The organism is Bacillus sp. AFS012607 (genome assembly GCF_002558005.1).
Classification (GTDB): domain Bacteria; phylum Bacillota; class Bacilli; order Bacillales; family Bacillaceae_G; genus Bacillus_A; species Bacillus_A thuringiensis_S.
On record NZ_NTVM01000013.1, the window covers coordinates 318,456 to 340,543 of the forward strand.

Genomic DNA, 22,088 nt, shown 5'->3' on the forward strand with positions numbered 1-22,088 from the left:
TTCATTGCCTAGTATACACCCTTAAATTTGGAATGCAATAGAAAACGCTAACAAATATATACAAACTATTTTCTGTTGCAAGCGTTTTCACTATTATTATAGTCCTTTTATTACTTTTAGAAAAGTAAAATACTTAAATATTTAAATATTTTTTATTTTACTCAAACATACTCCCATAAAACTGCATATTTTATTTTAAAAAAGTATGTTGGAGTATTTACAATCATCCCTTCCCTTATCCAAATAAAAACAAAACCTCAGCTATGTTGTATTAGCTGAGGTTTTGTTTTTTCACAAAGTAATTGTGTATTTGTTCTATCGCATTAAAATCCATTAATTCTTTACCGTACTCCATGATGCGATAAATAGTTGCGGTAGACGGATTACCGTATTCCGCTAAAATAGCTATAAAATCCGCCTTTAACAATTGAATTTGTTCCTCTTCTTCCATCCAAAGATAGAAGCGCTTATCCCACGTATATAGCTTTCCGCCAGTTACACCAAGGTTATATAAGCGATTCGACAGGTTAATTATGTCATCTAGCGTAGCAAACTCATATAATATATGCTCACTTTCATCTAGAGTCACTTGCATTTCAATAAACTCGTCACGAAACTCATCATCTGTATCCATTTCTTGATTTTCTTTCGTTACAATTACAACCATCCCTTGTGCTTGTAGAGAAAATACTTCAACTGCAATCGGACCATCTGCTTCAAATCCTAATTCCTTATTTGCTTCTTGCATCATATCACGAAATAATTGCTGTACTTTCGGCGCATTTCTCCATAAATCTTCTTTCGTTAATCCTCGTTCAGATAAATCATCAAATGTTAGAAAAATTTTTATCTTATTGTAATTTAATCGTTCCAGCCTCATCTCATACCCTCCCTACGTAACCAATGCATCTAATTTTTATTATATGAAATAGAAAATAGATGGTTCTTTTCGAACAACTATTCCGACATTTTTAACCATTCATCCCATTCTTCTTTTGTATCACCAATTAAGGTTGTTTCAATGTCCAACTGGTTTAGAACGCCTAGCTTTCCGATAAAGCCAACAGAAAGAGATTCCCTTTTTTCTTGTAATAAATTTATAAAGTTCATCGTCTTTTTCATTTCTTGTTCGTCAGCACAAGATACAAATACATATTTCGGCTGTATTTCTTCTACCGCTGACAACATACCATCTTCAGCTAAGCTTGTCCTAATATATATCGCCTCATATCCTTTTAAGCGTAAATACGTTGAAAAAATAAATCCTTGCAATGCATTCTTTTCTAACACAATAACTTTGTGTAAAGAGGAAAACATTGAGGCATTGTGATACACCATTCCTAGACGCGTTTGTAAAAATGATAGTGCATATTGGAATTGCGCCATTGAAATCTCATTATTATTTTTTGACATTAATAAATTGTCTGTCACTCGAAGAACGATACTGGCAACAACCTTCTCTGTTGAATATATACTAAAAGCTTCGTTTAATAATGCAGTAATTGTAATTTCATCAAATTTTAACAAAGCTTGTAGCAAATCGTCCACTAAAACAACTTCTTTATCGAAAGGTATCTCTTTTTGAACTGTACTCTGCAAACGATTCTCTTCTAATAACTGAACTGCTTGTCCAATCATCATACCGGAAGAAACTTTTTCCATTAACCATTTTAAAATTTGAATATGTTCTTCTGTATATAAACGATGCCCAGCTTGATTCCGCTTTGGGGCAATAATTTGATATCGTCTTTCCCATGCACGAAGCGTACTCGGCTGAACTCCAATTATATTCGAAACAGCTTTTATATTATATTTTCCACTAAGAGTTGGCATCATTTCCCTCCGCACAATGTAATGATATGTGTTTGAGCAGGTGCTCGGAAACGAAGTGGTATCAATGTTGTTCCGTACCCATTACTAACAAAGAGAATCGTATTCAAATGGTTATATACGCCACCTTTTAAATATTTTTTAGATGGGAATAATCGGATTTGTCCCCCATGCGTATGTCCACTTAATACAAGTGAAATCTGCTCATTTCCAGACATCTTTTTTATTATATCAGGGTTGTGACTAACTAAGATACGAAAACCTTCTTCTTTACAATCCGCCAATGCCAAATCTAGACGATCACGGTGCAATCCAACATCATCTATACCGAGCAAACAAATTCTCTCTCCTAATTCAGACTCAAATACCACTCTTGTATTATCTAAAACTTTTACGTTATTTTCTAATAATAACGCATCTAATTCATGATATTCTATCTCATAATCATTGTTTCCCCACACAAAATATACAGGAGCTATCTCTCTTAACTTTTGGATATTCGCAGAGATTTTTGATAAAGAGACACCTTTCTCTGCTAAATCTCCTCCGATAATTACTAGATCTACTTTTCCTTTTACTTGTTCAATTAACAAATTCGAAATAACTCTTCTATGAATATCAGAAATAAAAAACACATTTACTTTTTGAAAACTTTTCGGAAATTCTTTAAATACTAAAGTATGTTCCAACACCGTATTACGCGTCGCTTCTTTATACATCACAAGAAGTAATAAAATCCCCATGCCTATGAGAGTACTGAATAATATAATCCATATCATATTTTTTACTCCCCTCCTCATAAAGATAATCCTAGGCTTTTATAACAAATTGTGATCGCCTAATTCACTAGCTCTCTTGCTTTGTGGATTTATCTTTTATCGGAATTTTTAATTCTTGCCCTGCACTCACTTCATCTTCTTGCAAGTTATTATACTTTTTAATGACTTCAATCCCATTTTCATCCGAAAAATATTGCTTCGCTATACTTTCTAAAGTTTCTCCCTCTTTCACAGTATGCGTTATCGCTTTTTCAGACTGTTTCTGTGAATCAGATTTAGCTGAATCAAAGAAGATTACTTCAAACGCACTTTTCCCGGCATTATTACTATCGCCCTTCACCTGAATATATTTATCCGTATACCACAAAATACTAATTGGCAGCAGAATGAATAGAAATGTTAAAACCCGGACGAAAATGTGATTTATTTTAAACTTTTGTTTTTTCTCTTTATTTCTATGAATTTCACTACGCGGCGGTAAACTTTCTTTTTCTTCCACTCGCTCAACTTCTAATTCCTCTTCAAAATCAGGAATTCGTTTCCTCATGTTGTTCACCACCACCTTCCATTTATTTTCTTAATTGGAGTCCCATTATAAAATCAACAAGAAAGTGTGCAAAGATTGTTATAAACAAATTCCCTGTCCATTCAAATACATAACCAAAGACAAAACTAATGAAACAGACGAAACAAAACAAAAATGGCTTTGTTATATAACGAATATGTAACACTGCAAATACTAAACTCGCAATTACAATTCCAAAATGAGTCTGCACTACACCTCTAAATAAAAACTCTTCTGCAAAACCGATTACGAACGTAATAACGAGTAAATGTAGAACCGACATTCCTCGAAACATCTTATCGTTAATACCACCATCATCAAACCAAGACTCTGGAAACACTCGCATTGCAACATAATCTAATAACACAATACCAATCGCTAACAAACCACCTATAATAAGTATAGATACTGGTTCCCATTTCCATAAATTAAACACTTCTTTTACATCTTGAAATAATATATATGCTAGTAAACAGCCAATACCGATAATAATTAACTGTGTTATATATAGATTCAGCCTTATTTCCTGCGGACTCATATCTTCAACATTATGCCTTTGAATGTTCATCATTCCTCCATCTTTTCTAGGCCGAAAAGCTTTTGTAACTCTGTTTCCCAATTATAGTCGAAATCCGATTGTTGCGCTCGTCTTTTTTTATAATCTTCTTTTGTAATACCGCAATAATCGCAGCAATTATTTAACTCTTTCTCTTTCCTATAACCGAACTGTTGCAGCACATATTCACGTCTACATCCTTTAACTCGTATCCATGACTTCATATTTTCTAATTCACTATATTTATTACGCAACCTTATTTCTACTTCAGCTATTAATCGGTTCATAATTTCATCTGACAAACCCTCTAATAATAATCTTCGTTGTTGTATAATTCCAACCTGTTCGAGATGATAACGAACGAAACGCCAATATTGCTCATTAAATCTTGCTGCATTATAACAAATTTCTTCTACATCTTCTATTGGTAATTCTTTCGTTTGAAACATTCTTTCTTGTAGTAAAGAAAATAAAAATTGTATTTGCGACTTACTTGGCAATTCATCCTCAATGATTGAAAGTGGTAAATCATGATCCAACGGACTACACAATAAAATAGCTATACTCGGTTTGCCATCTCTTCCAGCTCTTCCGATTTCTTGTAAGTAAGAAGCTATATTAGTTGGATAATGAAAATGAATAATATATTGCGTATTCGCCTTATTTACCCCCATACCAAATGCACTTGTACATATTACAAGCTGCAATTGATCGTTCATAAACTGCTGTTGAATTAACATACGCTCTTCATGTTCCATACCACCATGATAAAAAGCTACACCAGTAACACCTTTCCCTCTCAAGTATTCCGTTAACCTTTCTGTCCACGCTCTACTTGAACAATATACAATCCCCGGCCCTTGTAAATACATCACCTGCTCCAAAAGCGCCTCTTTCTTTTCTTCTATCGTCTCTACAAATTGCACCTCCATTGCAATATTAGGACGGTCAATAGAGTATACATGTTCCGCGGCACCCTTTAAATTTAAACTGTCTGCGATATCTTGCAGTACCCCTTTTGTCGCTGTGGCTGTCAATGCTAACACTGTAGGAGAACCAATATTTTCAATAACTACATTTAGTTTCTTATAGTCCGGTCTAAAATCATAACCCCATTGAGAAATACAATGAGCCTCATCAACAACAAATAATGAAATATGAATTTTCTTCAATTCCCTAATTAATAACTCCGACTGTAACATCTCTGGTGAAACAAAAATAAATTTATATGAAGATAATTTTTTCATCGCTTCTCTTTTTTCATTTAATGTCCGAAAACTATTAAATGCTATCACTCGGTTTTTCACAACATACTTTAATTGTGTCACTTGATCTTCCATTAAAGATAATAACGGCGATACAACAAGCACTGTTCCTTCTCGCATAAGCCCCGGAAACTGATAGCACATAGACTTTCCTCTTCCAGTCGGAAGCATTGCTATCACATCTTTTCCTTCTAATAAATCTGTAATAACTCCTTTTTGACCTGGACGAAATTCAGAATATCCAAACCACTTATATAAATATTCTTCAAGTTTCATTTACACCCTCCATCCGCGCTAATACAAGACGAACTTCAAAATAAGAGATATCTTCTCCAATCGCTTGTTTCAAAACACGTAACTTCCGCGTTTGCAATGCTTCAATTACTTTTATTACTTTGTCTATCTTTTCTTTTTCCATAAACATTTCAATAGAAAAATCTTTTTCTCGCAAAGCAATTTCAACAAAATGATCTTCTATCGTTGCAACCTTCAAATTCCGAATCGTTGCTATTTCTTCTAAAGAACGCCCTTGTCTCCAAAAATTATATGTTTTTTTCGTGGATAAACTAAATAGTTCAGCTCTCTCATTTGGATAAGATATAATTTCAGCTAATAGCGGAAATTCATTTTCTTTATCACGAACTTCTTGTATAAAGAAATGCATTGTACCCCAAAATAAAAAATACACCCTGAACATATCTTGTTTCGTAATTTCTGCTAATTGTTGCAATGTACAACCAATCCGTTCATAACCCGTTAGTCGATATGTTACAATCGTCGCTTCTATCGCATTACTTTTTTCTAAAAGATTATGTACTTCCGTCCACAGTTTTCTCGCCAATTCACTTCTCTTATATGGCCTTCCTGTTAGAAAACGTTTCACCCACATCATTATTTCTGTATCTTGTTGAATCGGGATAAACTTAGTATTATTCTGTTGTAAATTTGATATAGTTTGAATAATCAATGACAATTTTTTCCAAAATGTTTCACCTAATTCTCCATAATGTAAACCATGCAAATGCGCTGGAAAAGCATAAACTTCCTCCCATTTATGTAACTGCGTTTTACCCTTAGGTGTTAACACATATGTATTTTCATGTATTTCTTGAATAAAATCTGCTTGCAACAACTTTACAACTTCACCATCATAGTCATTTCTATTTAATGATTTATATATTCCGAACAAAAAAGAAATTCTAAACATATTTCCATCTTGTAAAGTTTGCGAAGAACGTTTGCCCTTTAGTAAATAATAAATAGATGAAACGGTTCTTTCACCATTCAATTGTTTTAAACAATGCAACAAAGTATATTGTATTTGCATGACCGCTTCCACCTTCCAATCTTAACTTCATTCTTTTCAGTACAATTACACTATCTACTGTCGCTCATTAAACTTATCATAATAAGAACTATATACTTGTATATATTCTATTGTATCAAACGAAATCATATTTACGTATTTTGAAAATCTTATGACATAATTCAAAAATAAGTTGACACTCTAATTGATAAGCATTATCATTATAATTTTATGTTGAAAAGTTTTACAAACCGTTTTACAATAAGGTTATAATTTTTATGGCAAGCTTTTCACATACATATTATCAGGAGGGAAAAAAGATGGCAAAATATACAATCGTTGATAAAGATACTTGTATTGCATGTGGTGCTTGTGGCGCTGCTGCACCAGACATTTATGACTATGATGATGAAGGTATTGCATTTGTAACATTAGACGATAACCAAGGTATCGTTGAAATTCCAGATGTATTAATTGAAGATATGATGGATGCATTCGAAGGCTGTCCAACTGACTCAATTAAAGTTGCTGACGAATCATTCGACGGAGACGCTTTAAAATTTGAATAGTCTTTTATTAACTTCAAAAAATGCCCCTCATATTGATGAGGGGCATTTTTTGTATCTAAATTTTATTTTCCTTAATAAAAAACCATTAGTAGTTCCACACTACTAATGGTTTATATATATTATGCATTTTTCATTTTTGCAAACACCCATACTTTCAGGCGTGAGAATAATGCCACAAATACAATTGTTACAACAATTCCTTTAATTAAATTAAATGGTAAGATTGCCGTTACAACCGTTGTTCTTATAGCTTCGCTAGACATAGCTGGTGAATTTAAAAACCAAGTGTACGCCGGGAATATGATGATGTAGTTTAATACACTCATAATAAGTGCCATTGTAATTGTCCCTAGCATTAACCCTGTCGTTAAACTCTTCACAGTACGATACTTTCTAAATAAGAAAGCTGCTGGTCCAATAAATAAACATCCTGCAATAAAGTTTGCAATTTCTCCAACTGGTACTCCCGTTAAACTTCCTTGAATCCCGTAATGTAAAATGTTCTTTATTGCCTCTACAATCACTCCAGCTACTGGTCCAAAGATAATTGCTGCAATTAGAGCTGGTACATCACTAAAATCAATTTTCAAAAATGGCGGAAGCCCTGGGAACGGGAAATCTAACATCATTAGTAAATATGCAATACTACTTAGCATCGCTACACTCACCATCTGCACCACACTGTTTTTTTGTTTCATCTTTCTCTCTCCTTTTCCATCGATCTTCTCATGGAAAGTGGAAAGGTTCTGCTATGCCTATTTTTTCATAGAACGAAAAAACCCTTTGTGTTTTACACAAAGGGAGAATTTAAGGCACATCAAACAGACGTTCAAATCCATATCTTTTTTGAACGCTTGAACCTCCATCTTCTCCCATCCAGACTGTACTGTCGGCTTTGGAATCACACCAAATCCTGCCTTAACGGCTCGCGGGCTTAGAACAAAATCATAAATAGTTCATCACCGCCGGTCGGGATTTTCACCCTGCCCCGAAGATAGACCGATATTCTATTTTCCCCTTCATTATACAACAACCTCATAACATTGTGAACAAAAAAATTGTAACTTATTTAAAATTAGTTATTTATTTTTCGTAACAATAAATAAATTGCGAGATATTTTACAATACAATCCATATTTTTTATTATTCGGCATTTCTCTTTTGAATTACCTAGTCATATATAATTAAAAGTGATAAGATATTGAATTGTTAAGATAAGAACATTTTCTGAGTTATGGAGGAAATGTCATGAAAAAAGAAAAGAGACATTCTATTCGAGAAGCAATGAAAAAAAACTTAAGAAAAGAATACTTTTACTTAAAAAAAGAATTACTTTTCTACTGCCCAATTGATTTAGGCACATTCTCAAACGAGACATACTATGCTACTTTCGATGAAGATGGCATCAGTATTTATCAGTATGATAAAAAAACAGAAAGTAAATTAAAATTGTGTGAGCGTCATCCGTGGAAAAGTTGGAGTAAAGTGAAGATTGATCACTATTTGACAACTTCTCAATTTATTTTTCAGGGTGAGCGAAATTGGATCTTATCCCTTTTTCAAAAAGGAAAAGAAGCTCAAAGAATTATTGAAGAGCATACATCTTTACAAACAGAAGTTGTTTCCCGCTCTTTCTTAAAAAAACTTCCTGGTTTTCGTTCTAATACACCACTGAATAAATACATCGGTAGCATTTGTTACACTGCACTTATTGCATTTTTATTAAAATGGATGATTCCATTTCAAGCACCACAAATCGCCCTGTATTCTATTTCGATTGGTTGTATGCTTCTTGGCCTACTTTGTTTGACAATCGGTTTAATTGAACCGACTATCGTACTGTTTCGAACAAAAGAGAAAACAAGAACAAAAGTTTTTTACTTATATAGCTATTTAGCTATTTCTGGATTTATATGTGTCTTTATTTTTTGGTAAAAGAAGCCGTCCCAAAATAAATTTTGGGACGGCTTTCTTTTAGATATAAATACTCTAATTCACTCAATACTTCTAGCAGAAGCGCCCATATAATTTCATTTACATTGAACCTTATTTAAGAATATTCAAAGTTTAATTTTTGAGACGTTACCTTTACTTAACATATAATTGTTGATTAGGATAAATTAGCTCTTGCTGCAATCCATTTTTTTCTTTAATTTCCTTAAGTGTCATACTAAATTTCCGTGCAATACTAACTAAAGTATCCCCTTTTTGTACGACATATAATGATGAAGAAACAACTTCATTTCTTTGTTCACTTAAAACAAGCAATGGGTTCATCGCATTCTTTTTCGCCATCGTCCATCTTCCTTGATGAAGTTCTAGATGTAAGTGTGCACCTCGCGATTCTCCCGTGTTCCCTACTTCTCCAATTTTTTCACCTTTTGAAATATAATCTCCTTGACCCACATATCTCTTATTTAAATGTGCATATACAGCCTCATATTCTCCGTGTTTAATAAATACAACATTTCCATAACTACTTGAATAATAAGACTTCGTTACCTTACCATCTTGGATAGCTGCCACAGGCGTTCCAATCGGTGCAGCTACATCAATACCATAGTGTTTTCCATGCCTTGTCCCAAAATAATCACTTATCTGACCTTCAACAGGCCATGTCCATCGATTTTCTTCTGCATAAACATGTAATTGAGATACAAACAGTATACTCAATAACATGACTCCGCATTTTAAAACTTTCATATACATCCTCCGTTTTCTAATTACCACCATACCTTCTCTATTTTGGTATATTACAGAAAAAAGTATACAAAAAAAGAAAGTGAATTACTCCACTTCCTTCTCTTTCTTATCACGAAAAACTAATGCACTACGGTTATACTCCACATCTTTCACTTGTAATCGGGCATTTATTACTCTAGCTACTGCAAATAAATAGTCAGATAATCTATTTACATACTTTAGAACAACTTCATTTATTTCTCCTTCTTTTTGTAAGGACACGATACATCGTTCTGCTCGCCTTACAACTGTACGTGCAATATGAATAGCAGCTGCCGACTCGCTTCCACCTGGTAAAATAAAGCGCTCTAGCGGCGGTGCTTCTTCTATATACAAATCAATCTTTCTTTCTAAGCTTTCAACCATCTCAATTGTCACCTTATAAGGAATTTTTTGTTCCACTATTGCCAAGTCTCCTCCGCAATCAAATAGCTCATGTTGAATATTTTCAAGCTCATTGTAAATATCTCTATAAGTCCCGCCTTGAAGCTTAGTCATTGCATATCCGATATGAGAATTCGCCTCGTCTATTGTTCCATATGCTTCCACACGGATATCATCTTTATCAACCCTACCGCCTATTACACTTGTCGTTCCTTTATCTCCTGTTTTTGTATATAATTTCATTTCTTCACAGCACCTCTCTTGTTATTCTTTATTCGAGCAACATAGAAAAAAGTTCTACCATTCTTTATTTAATTGAGTTTACAAAAAAATAAAAAACAGCAGAACTTTATTCATTATCAACTTTAAAAACACATATCTAAATTATACGATTCGGTAAATATACAGAGAATGTAGTTCCTTCTCCAACAACACTTGAAACAGAAATTTTACCATCATGACCTTGAACAATATTTTTCGCAATCGCAAGCCCGAGTCCTGTTCCACCCTTTTTCCCACGTGTTCTTGCTTTATCAGCTTTATAGAAACGATCAAATAAAAATGGAATATCCTCTTCTGGAATGCCTGCACCCGAATCTTGTACTTCAAAAATGAGGCCATTATTTTTCGAATCAATTACAAGCGTTACATGTCCGCCTGCGTTTGTATGACGTATTGCGTTATCAATTAAATTCGTCAATACTTGCTCCATACGATCTGCATCAAACGGGTATTGTTCAATTGAATCTTTGAAATCAACCGTTAACGCGACCTCTTTATCCTTTGCAATCCCTTGGAATTTACGACCTATTTTTTCAACGAAAGGATGAATATCAACTTCACCTATATGTAACTCTACATTACCACTTTCCATGCGTGCTAAATCTAATAATTCATTTACAAGTTTACCTAAACGAACGGATTCATCATAAATGATTTGAACAAAATCATCAATTTCTTCTTTCGTTTGCACAATATCATCTAAAATCGCTTCACTATACCCTTGCAGCATTACCATTGGTGTACGAAGTTCATGCGATACATTCGCAATAAAGTCTTGACGCATCTTTTCAAGACGGCGTTCTTCCGTCATATCTCGCAGTACCGCTACAGCTCCACGAATTTTCGTTTGATTGTAAAGCGGCGTCATAAGAACTACATAGTTCCCTTTTTGTAAATTAATTTCAACAACTTGTTGTTGTTCACTTTCTACAACAAGATGGAATAGTTCCACAAGTTCAGAAGGTAGTTTTTTACTTAGCTCTATCTCTTTTTCTTCTTGCCAAACTTGTAAGAAATGTTCGGCCGGCGGATTAATTACAACGACTTCACCTTCTTGATTTAACGTAATAACCCCATCTGCCATACTACTTAAAATACTAGCTAACTGTTCTTTTTCTTGCTGCAGTGCATTCATATTAAACTTCAACTGTTTCCCCATTTGATTTAAGGCCGTTGCAAGCTCACCAATCTCGTCCTGAGACACCATAGGAGCTTTCGCATCAAACTTCCCACGCGCCACCTCAAAAGCAACTTCACGCATTTTACGGAGTGGTGCTGTAATTCGAGTAGACAAGAAGAATGCAAAGAACGTTGTTAATATAATCGCAATCCCTGCTGATAAGAATATAAAATCAGTCGTTCTCTCCATGCCTTGTATCGGTACTTGTAAAGATTCGTATACGAACACTGCACTTTGATTTTTTGACTGCACTGGTTTTCCGACAATCATAATATCATTTTCAGTGTTTTTATTCTTTCTACTATTAGAGGCTTTTCTAATGTTATTCTTAATTTCTTTTTTGTCTGTAAAAACAGCCGCTAATTCTTTATCTTCTTTCAAATCATCCATTGTAAGAGTGACTAACCCTTCTTGTTTCGGCGAAGATGATATTTCTTTACCATCTTCTACAATAATGATCCTTGAAAGTGAATCAGAGAATTTGTACGCGATATTCTCAATCGTTTTTACATCGGCACCTTCTTCAATTAACTCTGAAACACTTGTTGCAACTTTTTGAAGCCTATCTTCACTCATATCAACATAATATGTTCTAAAAAACTGTGAAAGTAAAATCGCAACAAATCCAAGCACAAACGAAACGAGAAGTAATATAGTCATCCATAACTTCCCTACTACACTTCTCCAAAGCATCAGTCGTTCACAACCTCAAATTTATAACCTACGCCCCAAACGGTAACAATCATCTTCGCAGCATCTGGTGATTTTTTACTTAACTTCTCACGTAAACGCTTTACATGCGTATCAACTGTACGTAAATCTCCGAAGAATTCATATTGCCATACTTCTTTTAACAATTGCTCACGATCGAATACTTTATCAGGAGCTTTCGCTAAAAATAATAGTAACTCATATTCTTTCGGCGTTAAGTTTACTTCATTACCATCTGCAGTAACACGGTGTGCATCGTTATCAATTGTTAAGTGCGGGAATACAGTAACATCTTTTGTCGTTGTATCTTGTGTAAAGAATGTTGTTGGTACAGCACGACGTAATACCGCTTTCACACGTAGCACGACCTCACGTGGACTAAATGGCTTTACAATATAATCATCTGTTCCAACTTCAAATCCTTGTACTCTATTTACTTCTTCACCTTTTGCTGTCAGCATAATAATTGGTGTCGCTTTCTTCTCACGAACCCCTTTACATACTTCAATGCCATCTTTACCAGGCATCATAAGATCTAATAAGATTAAATCGTAATCATTTTGCAACGCCATTTCTAAAGCTGTATCACCATTATCTGCTTCTTCAATTGTGTATTGTTCTCTTTCTAAGTACATTTTCAATAAACGACGAATACGATCCTCATCATCTACAATTAAAATTCTTGATTCATTTTCCATCTCTACCCGCTGCGTACTCTCACCTCAGCGGTTCACACCTACCCTTCTTTACTATTATGTTGCGCTATTCTCGTTTATTTAAGCAATCTTCTAAATGTTTCACTTCCCATATTATGCTTCACAAGAATAATAAATTTTGTTCAATTTTTTTCCAAAACTATGTATTTTTTTTGAACAGTATATAATGTCCTCGACATCATTTTACAAAATCAACCGCTACTTTGTCATGTTTTTCTCAAAAAAGAAGAAAAGTTGACAAAAATAAAATAGGAAAGTGACATGCACTCTCCTATTTTATTTCTCTATGCATATGAATGTAAACCGGCAATAATTAAGTTTACTACAATAAAGTTAAACATAATAATTGCAAAACCAATTACTGCAAGCCAAGCTGATTTCTCTCCATGCCACCCTTTAGATAATCGTAAATGTAGTACTGCAGCATAAAAGAGCCACGTTATAAGTGCCCAAACCTCTTTCGGATCCCAGCCCCAAAAACGCGTCCACGCTATTTGAGCCCAAATCATTGCAAAAATTAACGCTCCTAATGTGAAAACTGGGAATCCAATTGCAATAGATCGATATCCGATTTCATCTAGTAAATCACTATTCGTATTCTTTACTAACGGCTGAAGTGCCGCCGATACTCGCTTCCGTAAAACAAGCCTTAATACAATATAAAGTAATGTTCCAACTAACACTGACCAAATAACAGTATTTAATTTTTTCGCATTTACAATCGCTGGAACTTCAACTACCGGTTCTAATTTATTTTCTGTCTGTAACTTCCCTTCATGCGGTCCTACTAAAGCTGGAAGATTGTACTTCATTTCCAGTTGTTGTTCATTTTTATCAACCCATTGAAACTTCGCTTCATATTTCATACTAGAAAATACCGTTGTTACTCCAATAAATCCAACTGTACAAACAAGCGTAAACACTACCGTCTCTAGCCAAAATGTCCGTTTACTTCTCGTTGATTGATCTACATTTTTTAATAAATACATGACGCCCGTAATAAAACTAATCGCTAAAATTGCTTGTCCTGCTGCTGCAGTCGTCACGTGAATATGTAACCAATTACTTTTTAAAGATGGAATAAGCGGAGATATTTCCCTCGGAAACATACTTGCATAGGCAATTAATAAAAGCGCAACTGGTAATGCAAATAGTCCAATTATACTTACGCGGTACATAAAATACATTACAATAAATGCTCCTACAAGCATCATGCCGAAAAATGTACCGAATTCAAAAAAGTTACTAACTGGCGCATGCCCTGATGCAATCCACCTTGTAACAAAATATACTGTTTGTGCTATAAACCCTAAAATTGTAATTGTTATTCCTACATTTGCCCATTTATGACCCTTTTCTTTAATGGCTCCACCAAAAAATAGAGTCGCAATTAAATATAAAATAAATGCGGTAAAGAGAAAGTTACTACTTATTTGCACCATATCGTTTCCCCACCTTAACTAATTTTTTTATCGATTACTTTATCATTTGGCTGTGGAATTGCTGTACCTTCTATTACTCTTTCAATATCTTTCTTTAAACCGAACCAATTTTTATTCGTATGCCCTGCAATCCACCATTCATCATTAACACGTTGTATCCAAATACGGCGATGATTCCAATACATACCTTGAATGACACCAACCATAAATATAAATCCTCCAATACCGAGAATCCAAAGCGTTAAATCTTTTCTTACAGTAAGTGCTGTTGCATTTTGCATTTCAACACCCGCAAACGACATTTTATATTTGTTGTTTCCATCAGGTTCTATATTTTGCTGAATACCAACAAAACTCACTTCACCATCTGGTGTTTCAGGTGTAAACATTTTAAATACAAATGCAGGATTGTTCGGTAATTTCGTTTTTGTATTCGGTTTTCCATTCTCATCAAAATAAAAATCAGGAAAATAGCTTAATAGTTCTAGAGAATAACCATTTCCTAAATCATATTTTTCCTTAGGATTCGTTAAATCTACTTTAATCGGTCCCCATTTTTGATTATTTTCTTTATTTTGCAAGTTGAAGGACATACTTTTAAATTCACTTTCTTTATAATCCACTTGATACACTGCAAATTGATCAAATTTCAGTGGTTCATTTACTCGAATTTCCGCTTCTTTTACTTTTTCCAACTTTGGTTTTTGCCCTGCTATATTTTCGCCCACAGCTTTATATAATACAGCATTCGTTTGGAAGTTTTTCGCAATCATTTTATCGCCTACACGATCAATCGCTTCCTCAAAAACTTCCTTGTCCTTACTTTTATCATAAACTTCTTTTATAAATTTCTCGTTTTTTAAGTAGTATTGTCCATCCGTCCCTGGTATTTCTTTCGTTTCACCATCACGTAACCAAAGTGCTTCGTCTACGTACATACTCGGTAAAAAACGAAGCATCGCACCGAATAAAAAGATAATAAGACCGATATGATTTACATATGGACCCCAACGCGAGAAGCGTCCCTTTTCTGCTAAAACGTTTCCGTCTTCCACTTTCACGTTATAGTTTCTTTTCTTTAAATTCTTTTGCACTCTTTCCAGGTCACCATCTTGCGGTGTACCAGTCCCATATAATCTCTGTCTCTTTAAAAAACTAGGATGTCTTTTTACGCCTTGCTTTTTTAAAGCTTTATAAAGTGGAATAACGCGGTCTAAACTACATATCACAAGTGAAATACCGATAGAAGCAATCAAAATCATATACCACCATGAACCGTATAAATTATTAAATCCTAATTGATAGTATAATTGCCCTAAAAATCCGTATTCTTGCTTATAATATTCAGCTGGTGCAATCCCTGGAGTTATGTACATTTCTTGCGGAAAAATAGTTCCTATCGCTGATGCAGCTAAAGTTATTACGATTAGCCATACACCGACTTTTACAGAAGAGAAAAAGCTCCAAATTTTATCGACTATCGTTTTTGTTTGCGTGAGAGATCTCCGTGCACTCCCCTCATAGCGCATATCCAATAGTTTTGCATTTTCATTGCTTTCAAATGGTTTCCCGCAAGCTTCACAAAAAACGGTTCCTATCGGATTAACATGTCCACATTCACATTTAATTTCTTTCAACACTCTCACCGCCCCTGTATCTATATGTACTATTGTATATTCTAACCTCGAGTTACCGCAATACTCAGAATTTTTAAATCAGAGGCACTATAGACACGCACCTCTTATGTAAAGGCTTTCTTTATTACGGAGTAATTTTCTTTAAATACTCTTCTAACTGTTCTTTCGTTTGTTCACCTATAATTTGCTCCACTACTTTTCCATCTTTATCAATCAAAAAGCTTGTCGGTAATGGACCTACTCCATATGTTCCTATAATCTTTTGTCCTTTATCAATAGCAACTGGGAATTTCAAACCATATTGGTTCACAAAGTTCTTTACTGCAATATCCGTTTCATCTGCATCTAACGCTATGATTTCAACGCCTTTTTCTTTATACTTTGGATATAATTCATTCATATAAGGCATTTCTTTTTCACAAGGTTTACACCACGTACCCCAAAAGTTTAAAAATACACCTTTTCCCTTTAAATCTTTTAGTTCAATTTTCTTCCCTTCTAAATCTGTCACAACAAAGTTAGGTGCTTCTTTTCCGATTTGCATTTTCTCTTTATTAGCAAAGAATCCTTGATAAAGGGTAAATCCTACAGCACCACATAAAATGAGTAGAATAATAACGCGAAATAATAAGCGATTTTTCTTCATATTACCTCTCCTCTCCTCGGTAAATGTTATGTATTATCTTCTGTAAATGTTGTATTGAATAAATCACCAGCAGAGCACTCCACTGGTGAATTTTTAACTCTATAGCTTATCTTGGCTTTGTAGAAGCAAGCGCGCGTAATTGTTTCACCTCATGTGGTGTCAATTCTCTCGCATCACCAGGTCGCAGGCTTCCTACTTCTAAGAAAGCATAACGTTCACGTTTTAATTTCACTACTTTACAGTCTAACGCTTCAAACATACGACGTACTTGACGATTACGTCCTTCATGAATTGTTAATTGTACAATAGCCATCTCTTTACGCTTGTCCCAAGAAATAATTTTCACATGTGCTGGTGCTGTTTTACCATCTTCTAATGCAACACCGCGTTCTAACATGCGAATTTTCTCACCTGTTAATGGGCCTTTTATTTTTGCAACATACGTTTTTTCAACTTTATATTTAGGATGCATTAATATATTTGCGAAGTCCCCGTCGTTTGTCATTAATAATACTCCTGACGTATCATAATCTAGACGTCCGATTGGGAATAAACGTTGTGTAATTTCAGGGAAAAAGTCTGTTACAACACTTCTACCTTTATCATCTGATACACTTGAAATTACACCAGTTGGTTTATATAGTAAAAAATAAACAGGTTCTTCTTTTTCAAGAGGGATGTTATTTACTTCTACTTTATCTTGAGGAGTTACTTTTGTTCCTAACTCTTTCACTATTTTTCCGTTAACTTTCACTTTTCCTTGCTGAATTAATTCCTCAGCCTTTCTTCTCGATGCAATACCTGCTTGCGCAATCACTTTTTGTAATCGTTCCATTTCTTTTTTTCACCTCGAATTTATCTTACCTTACATTAGAAAGACTTGGCAACCGCATACGCTTTACGGTTATTCGCTCCATCTCCCTTAAACAACATAGCGATGATATTAAACATATAAAGGTCAAATCATGTTTTTATCCTTTATTATTGTCCATATTTTTCATATTTCTCACAATAAAAGTTCATCATTTTGTCAAAAATACTGCATAAAAAAACCACTATTAAGCTACACCTTAATAGTGGTCGTATACGTATTATACGCGAAATAGCATAAAAAATGAATAGCTTTACTGAAACAATAGGGAAACAAAGACAATCGAGCAAATAATTCCGATTAAATCTGCAAAAAGACCTACTTTTAATGCATCTCCCATTTTTCTAATACCAACAGCTCCGAAGTATACTGTTAAAATATAAAAAGTCGTATCTGTACTCCCTTGCATCGTAGAAGCTAATCTCCCAATGAATGAGTCTGGCCCATATGTAGCAATTAAATCAGTCGTAATACTTAGACCAGCAGAACCTGAAATAGGACGTATTAGTGCTAATGGAACGATTTCTGCTGGAACGTGAATTAAATCTAGCATTGGCTTCATTACTGATATCATTGCATCTAGCGCACCTGACGATCGGAATATAGAAATAGACACAAGCATTCCAACCATAAACGGTAAAATGGAAATTGCAATTTGAATCCCTTCTTTTCCTCCCTCAACGAACGATTCATACGTCGGCACTTTCTTTATCGTGCCATATAAAAGGATAAAACCAATTACACAAGGGATTACCCATAAGGAAATTGTATTTACAATACTCATTTTTTCCGCCCCTTTCTACTCCTTCTTCGGTAAAAATAGCGGTCAATCCAAATTGCTCCAATCATAGAAAGTACTTGTGCAATAAATGTTACCCCAACAATTTCAGTAGGATTGGCTGATTCATATGTCATTCGAATTGAAATGACTGTCGTAGGAATTAATGTAATAGCTGATGTATTTAATGCTAGAAACGTCACCATAGAACGGCTCGCCGAATCCTTTCCTCCATTTAACTCTTTTAGTTGTTCCATCGCTTTAATACCAAGAGGGGTTGCTGCATTACCTAGACCAAAAAAGTTTGCCATCATATTTGATAGAATAAATCCCATGGACGGATGATCCTTTGGTATTTCTGGAAACAACCTTTTTACTATCGGCATAAAAAGTGAAACTAATTTTTTTAACAATCCGGCTTCCTCTGCAATTTTCATTAAACCAAGCCAAAATACTAAAACACTAATAAGTCCTATACAAATCGTTACTGCATCTTTTGCTCCGTCAAATACAGCCTTATTCACTTCTTCCATCGTTCCATTTATCATGGCGTATACAATCCCAATGACAGCCATCGCTACCCATACGAGATTAACCATTGTTCCCAACACCTATCATGTAAGAAAAAATTTCTTTCACATTATTCCAGTAAAGTCCCGTTGTAGCTACTAACTTCCGTTTACTATAAAATAAATTCCGTTCTCCAACTTTCTCATTGCCAACATAAACATCTGTCTTTCCAACCTTTACTCCATCCTCAAGCGTTATACTTTTATCCAGTTCAACTTTTAATAATACGTTCTTTCTTTCCTCTTCAGTTAACGGCACGGAAAAACTATTTTTCGTATAAACATGGTTGGCATACTTCTTTTCATTTATTTCAGCAATTGCTCCTTGTCCTAAAACTTTCGTTTGCTTGAAACGTTCAAATCCTTTATCAAATAGATTCATATGATCATCCCAATCACTAGAAGCACTCAAAGTTACGACAATTAAATCTAGTCCATCTTTTGATGCCGTTGTAACAAGCGTTCTTCCTGCTTTCTTCGTAAAGCCTGTTTTTCCTCCTGTTGCAAATTCATAATAAGACGTTACCAACTTATGTTTATTTTTCCACGGGTAATCCCAAGAATCGGATTTATACGTTTTTGTTCCAAAGATTTTTTTAAATGACTCGTTTCCCATTGCATACTTCGTTAATAACGCCATATCGTAAGCCGACGAATAATGTGATCCATCTCCATCTAAACCATGAGGGTTTGAGAAGTGAGTATCTTTCATTCCAATTTCTTTCGCCTTTTCATTCATTAAATATACGAATCCATCTATACTCCCACCCACACTTTCAGCAATTACTTGCGCTGCGTCATTACCAGATCTAAGCATGAGTCCGTATACTAAATCTTCTAACTTCACTTTTTGTCCAGGCTTTAAATAGATTGCTGATCCTTCCACCCTCACCGCTTCATTGCTAACTGACACCATTTCTTTCATCTTCCCTGATTCAGCAGCTAACAAGGCAGTCATAATTTTTGTTATACTAGCAATTTTTTGAGGTTCATGTTCTGCTTTTCCGTATAATACACGACCAGACTGTTGCTCCATTAATACAGCATTTCGAGCACTGACATTGCTGTTCATCTTTGCATATGTAGGAATCGGCATAACGCTTGCGTACATAATAAGAAGCGTAATGATTACACAAATTCGTCTCATATTTCCCCCCACGTCCTTTTGGCACTTTTTGTACAAGTGTATGCTTGGCCTTTTAAAATATGAACGAAATCTTCCTTCTGCTTCCATTAAAAAAGACGCAGAGAATTTGCGTCTAATATGGTGTCCATTCAATTTGTTTCGCAGTTTCAAACCTTTTTTCTACATCAGGCCAATTTACAACATTCCACCAGTTTTTAATATATTCATCTTTTCGATTTTGGTATTGTAAATAATACGCATGTTCCCAGACATCTAGTACAAGGAGTGGTATCGTATCCCATTGTGTAAATAATTGATGAAGTGTACTTTGCAAAATTTCTAACCTTCCAGACCGGGGCACCCAAACGAGAATTGCCCAGCCTGAACCTTCTACTTTAGAGGCCGCTTCTGTAAAATGTTTTTGGAAACGTAAAAAGCTCCCAAAATCTTGTTCGATTTGTTGTGAAAAAGCACCTCTTGGACTCCCACCACCGTCTTTTTTCATGTTATTCCAAAATATCGTGTGTAAGTAATGACCTGACCCATGAAAAGCCGCTTCTCTTTCCCAATGCTTAATTAAATCAAATTGATTTGTTTTTCTCGCTTCTTCCATCATCTTCTCTGCTTTATTTAATCCTTCCACGTAACTCCGATGATGTTTATCATGGTGTAACATCATAATTTCTTTAGAAATATAAGGTTCTAACGCATTATACGGATAAGGTAATGGCGGGAGTGTATGTCCTCCAATTGGAACAGCTCGTTCGCTATCCCCTCTTTCATATAATTCATATTCCTCTTCTTCTTGCATAAATACTTCCTGCAAGTGATGCTGAATATGTTCTACATCATCACTTATTTCATACATAAACTCTGCATCTGTTTCATACTCATGCTCTTTCATACGCTCTAACAACGCCTGAATTTTATAAGCAAGCATATGGACATCATACACTTCCATTGCGCGGCTATCTAATACGTGAAGAACACTTTCACACCAATTTTCTACTTCATGAAAGTAATCTGTAAATACACCTTGCTGATTCATGTTGCACCTCCCTAATGCTATCCACTTAACTATATTCAATGAAAATCCCTTATATAACTGTACAAAAGGAAAAGAAGCTAAGTCACCTTAGCTTCTTTTCCGCAATCAATATTTGTGTAACATCTTTGTCTGATAATCCGTCTCATAATATTCTAGTTCTTCACGCATCAATTGAAATTTACCTTCTAAACTCTTCATCACTTGCCCCAAAGATGCAGGTGGTGTTTGTTGAAAAACGATAGAATTTTTTCCTGTATATGCAGACCGACTATTTTCATACCAATAATCACTCTTTGGTGAAAAAAACTCTGCAATTACTTGATGGTAAATCTTATATAAAATTTTTTCAGCTGCTGTTTTTCGAAATGGCTGACTATTCAACAAAACAAAACATGCATCATGTCCTTCTTCGCAAAAAACGAGAAGTCGTCTCATTGATGCTAATAACCCTTTATAATATTGCTCATTCCCTGCTGGTGTTTCCTCTAATAAAGAAGGCAACGTATGATAATTTACATAATTGGTTATCAAATTAATAGCATCTTCTAAAAATATAGAAACTTGTTCTGTTTGATTTTCAACCATCAAATTAGACATTTTTTCTCTCTCCTTTGCCATTTCACGCTATTTCTACTCTTTTATTTTTATGTAATTCAGCCAATATTTCTTGTACTTTCGACACCGTTCCCTCATCAAAATATTGTTGAAATTCTTCCAGGTTATTTAAATACAAACGTTTTTGCGCACGAAGTTCCCTATCCTTCACTAAACAACATATCGCTACAATATCGCGCAAATATATGTTTTGTTCTTCTACTTTATACACTGGATTTCCTTCAAAAGGAGTAATTTCTTGTAAAACTTCTTCAAAATATCGAACGTATAAAACCGAAAAAGTTTTCTCTTTATCATTTAATATATATGTCACTTCAGATCTGTTAAAAAAATCTTCTGATGTATTAGGTTTCGCCTTTTCTAACTCATATCCTACATAACCTTTTATAATCATATACTCCCCTCCACCTTCTTTCATCTTATTCTAACTTAATTTTCTGATAAACAAAATATTCTTTTAAATATACCTAT

At 34.6% G+C, this 22,088-nt stretch carries 24 protein-coding genes and 1 riboswitch; of the genes, 2 read left to right on the plus strand and 22 right to left on the minus strand.

Translation table 11 applies throughout. The annotated features are described in order from the left end of the window. Positions 1 to 271 precede the first annotated feature (271 nt). The 7 genes from CN409_RS18330 to CN409_RS18360 all read right to left on the minus strand — a co-directional run bounded on the left by CN409_RS18330 (position 272) and on the right by CN409_RS18360 (position 6,322). Positions 272 to 880, minus strand: a complete 609-nt coding sequence (locus CN409_RS18330) for a genetic competence negative regulator (protein WP_001235399.1) — start codon at positions 878 to 880, stop codon at positions 272 to 274. Positions 881 to 957: 77 nt separating this feature from the next. After that, positions 958 to 1,833 (minus strand): MerR family transcriptional regulator, encoded by an 876-nt coding sequence (locus CN409_RS18335; protein WP_001142721.1) that lies wholly within the window; start codon positions 1,831 to 1,833, stop codon positions 958 to 960. Then, positions 1,833 to 2,609 (minus strand): metallophosphoesterase, encoded by a 777-nt coding sequence (locus tag CN409_RS18340; RefSeq protein WP_000637802.1) that lies wholly within the window; start codon positions 2,607 to 2,609, stop codon positions 1,833 to 1,835. Before CN409_RS18340 ends, CN409_RS18335 begins: the two co-directional genes overlap by 1 nt. Positions 2,610 to 2,676: 67 nt before the next feature. Further along, on the minus strand, positions 2,677 to 3,156 hold the full coding sequence (locus CN409_RS18345) for a LysM peptidoglycan-binding domain-containing protein (RefSeq protein ID WP_001231548.1): 480 nt from the start codon (positions 3,154 to 3,156) through the stop codon (positions 2,677 to 2,679). A gap of 22 nt (positions 3,157 to 3,178) precedes the next feature. Further along, positions 3,179 to 3,742 (minus strand): CPBP family intramembrane glutamic endopeptidase, encoded by a 564-nt coding sequence (locus CN409_RS18350; RefSeq protein ID WP_001025781.1) that lies wholly within the window; start codon positions 3,740 to 3,742, stop codon positions 3,179 to 3,181. Then, the gene (recQ, locus tag CN409_RS18355; protein WP_000762978.1) at positions 3,742 to 5,271 is read right to left on the minus strand and encodes an ATP-dependent DNA helicase RecQ; all 1,530 of its coding nucleotides are present in this window, start codon (positions 5,269 to 5,271) and stop codon (positions 3,742 to 3,744) included. The genes CN409_RS18350 and recQ overlap by 1 nt, the downstream gene beginning before the upstream one ends. Next, positions 5,261 to 6,322: a YpbB family protein gene (locus CN409_RS18360; RefSeq protein ID WP_097981839.1), complete on the minus strand. Its 1,062-nt coding sequence runs from the start codon at positions 6,320 to 6,322 to the stop codon at positions 5,261 to 5,263. The genes recQ and CN409_RS18360 overlap by 11 nt, the downstream gene beginning before the upstream one ends. A 299-nt stretch (positions 6,323 to 6,621) precedes the next feature. Between CN409_RS18360 and CN409_RS18365 the strand changes: the two genes are divergently transcribed. Further along, positions 6,622 to 6,870 (plus strand): ferredoxin, encoded by a 249-nt coding sequence (locus tag CN409_RS18365; RefSeq protein ID WP_001151993.1) that lies wholly within the window; start codon positions 6,622 to 6,624, stop codon positions 6,868 to 6,870. Between the two features lie 119 nt (positions 6,871 to 6,989). Here CN409_RS18365 and CN409_RS18370 read toward each other — a convergent pair whose 3' ends face one another. Then, entirely contained in the window at positions 6,990 to 7,568 is a 579-nt protein-coding gene (locus CN409_RS18370; RefSeq protein WP_000810856.1) for an ECF transporter S component, read from the minus strand. Positions 7,569 to 7,730: 162 nt separating this feature from the next. After that, positions 7,731 to 7,870, minus strand: a riboswitch (FMN riboswitch). A gap of 248 nt (positions 7,871 to 8,118) precedes the next feature. Between CN409_RS18370 and CN409_RS18375 the strand changes: the two genes are divergently transcribed. After that, the gene (locus CN409_RS18375; RefSeq protein WP_000711799.1) at positions 8,119 to 8,805 is read left to right on the plus strand and encodes a hypothetical protein; all 687 of its coding nucleotides are present in this window, start codon (positions 8,119 to 8,121) and stop codon (positions 8,803 to 8,805) included. A gap of 153 nt (positions 8,806 to 8,958) precedes the next feature. Here the strand turns inward: CN409_RS18375 and CN409_RS18380 are convergent, their stop codons facing one another. The 14 genes from CN409_RS18380 to CN409_RS18445 form a co-directional block, all read right to left on the minus strand. Next, positions 8,959 to 9,573: a peptidoglycan DD-metalloendopeptidase family protein gene (locus CN409_RS18380; RefSeq protein ID WP_000866113.1), complete on the minus strand. Its 615-nt coding sequence runs from the start codon at positions 9,571 to 9,573 to the stop codon at positions 8,959 to 8,961. Between the two features lie 84 nt (positions 9,574 to 9,657). Beyond that, positions 9,658 to 10,239 carry a cob(I)yrinic acid a,c-diamide adenosyltransferase gene (locus CN409_RS18385; RefSeq protein ID WP_000781274.1) on the minus strand — a complete coding sequence of 194 codons (582 nt, stop codon included), beginning with the start codon at positions 10,237 to 10,239 and terminating at the stop codon, positions 9,658 to 9,660. A gap of 136 nt (positions 10,240 to 10,375) precedes the next feature. Beyond that, entirely contained in the window at positions 10,376 to 12,151 is a 1,776-nt protein-coding gene (gene resE / locus CN409_RS18390) for a sensor histidine kinase ResE (RefSeq protein ID WP_000964692.1), read from the minus strand. Further along, positions 12,151 to 12,867: a DNA-binding response regulator ResD gene (gene resD / locus CN409_RS18395; RefSeq protein ID WP_000426861.1), complete on the minus strand. Its 717-nt coding sequence runs from the start codon at positions 12,865 to 12,867 to the stop codon at positions 12,151 to 12,153. Before resD ends, resE begins: the two co-directional genes overlap by 1 nt. A gap of 302 nt (positions 12,868 to 13,169) precedes the next feature. Next, positions 13,170 to 14,327, minus strand: a complete 1,158-nt coding sequence (gene resC / locus CN409_RS18400; protein ID WP_000250089.1) for a cytochrome c biogenesis protein ResC — start codon at positions 14,325 to 14,327, stop codon at positions 13,170 to 13,172. Between the two features lie 14 nt (positions 14,328 to 14,341). Beyond that, complete coding sequence (resB, locus tag CN409_RS18405; protein ID WP_000910521.1) at positions 14,342 to 15,967, minus strand: cytochrome c biogenesis protein ResB; 1,626 nt, start codon at positions 15,965 to 15,967, stop codon at positions 14,342 to 14,344. A gap of 121 nt (positions 15,968 to 16,088) precedes the next feature. After that, a complete protein-coding gene (resA, locus tag CN409_RS18410; protein ID WP_000742193.1) occupies positions 16,089 to 16,610 on the minus strand; it encodes a thiol-disulfide oxidoreductase ResA in 522 nt (173 codons plus the stop codon). Positions 16,611 to 16,716: 106 nt separating this feature from the next. Further along, positions 16,717 to 17,445, minus strand: coding sequence for a 23S rRNA pseudouridine(2605) synthase RluB (gene rluB / locus CN409_RS18415; RefSeq protein ID WP_000440553.1), 729 nt, complete (start codon positions 17,443 to 17,445; stop codon positions 16,717 to 16,719). Between the two features lie 289 nt (positions 17,446 to 17,734). Continuing rightward, complete coding sequence (spmB, locus tag CN409_RS18420) at positions 17,735 to 18,265, minus strand: spore maturation protein SpmB (protein ID WP_000029514.1); 531 nt, start codon at positions 18,263 to 18,265, stop codon at positions 17,735 to 17,737. Then, on the minus strand, positions 18,262 to 18,858 hold the full coding sequence (gene spmA, locus CN409_RS18425; RefSeq protein ID WP_000247810.1) for a spore maturation protein SpmA: 597 nt from the start codon (positions 18,856 to 18,858) through the stop codon (positions 18,262 to 18,264). Before spmA ends, spmB begins: the two co-directional genes overlap by 4 nt. Beyond that, the gene (locus tag CN409_RS18430; RefSeq protein WP_001252627.1) at positions 18,851 to 19,975 is read right to left on the minus strand and encodes a D-alanyl-D-alanine carboxypeptidase family protein; all 1,125 of its coding nucleotides are present in this window, start codon (positions 19,973 to 19,975) and stop codon (positions 18,851 to 18,853) included. The genes spmA and CN409_RS18430 overlap by 8 nt, the downstream gene beginning before the upstream one ends. Before the next feature lie 112 nt (positions 19,976 to 20,087). Further along, positions 20,088 to 21,002: a superoxide dismutase gene (locus CN409_RS18435; protein ID WP_001075736.1), complete on the minus strand. Its 915-nt coding sequence runs from the start codon at positions 21,000 to 21,002 to the stop codon at positions 20,088 to 20,090. Between the two features lie 105 nt (positions 21,003 to 21,107). Next, positions 21,108 to 21,599 (minus strand): YpuI family protein, encoded by a 492-nt coding sequence (locus CN409_RS18440; RefSeq protein ID WP_000067555.1) that lies wholly within the window; start codon positions 21,597 to 21,599, stop codon positions 21,108 to 21,110. A gap of 22 nt (positions 21,600 to 21,621) precedes the next feature. Next, positions 21,622 to 22,011 carry a hypothetical protein gene (locus CN409_RS18445; protein WP_000584359.1) on the minus strand — a complete coding sequence of 130 codons (390 nt, stop codon included), beginning with the start codon at positions 22,009 to 22,011 and terminating at the stop codon, positions 21,622 to 21,624. Positions 22,012 to 22,088: the final 77 nt, after the last annotated feature.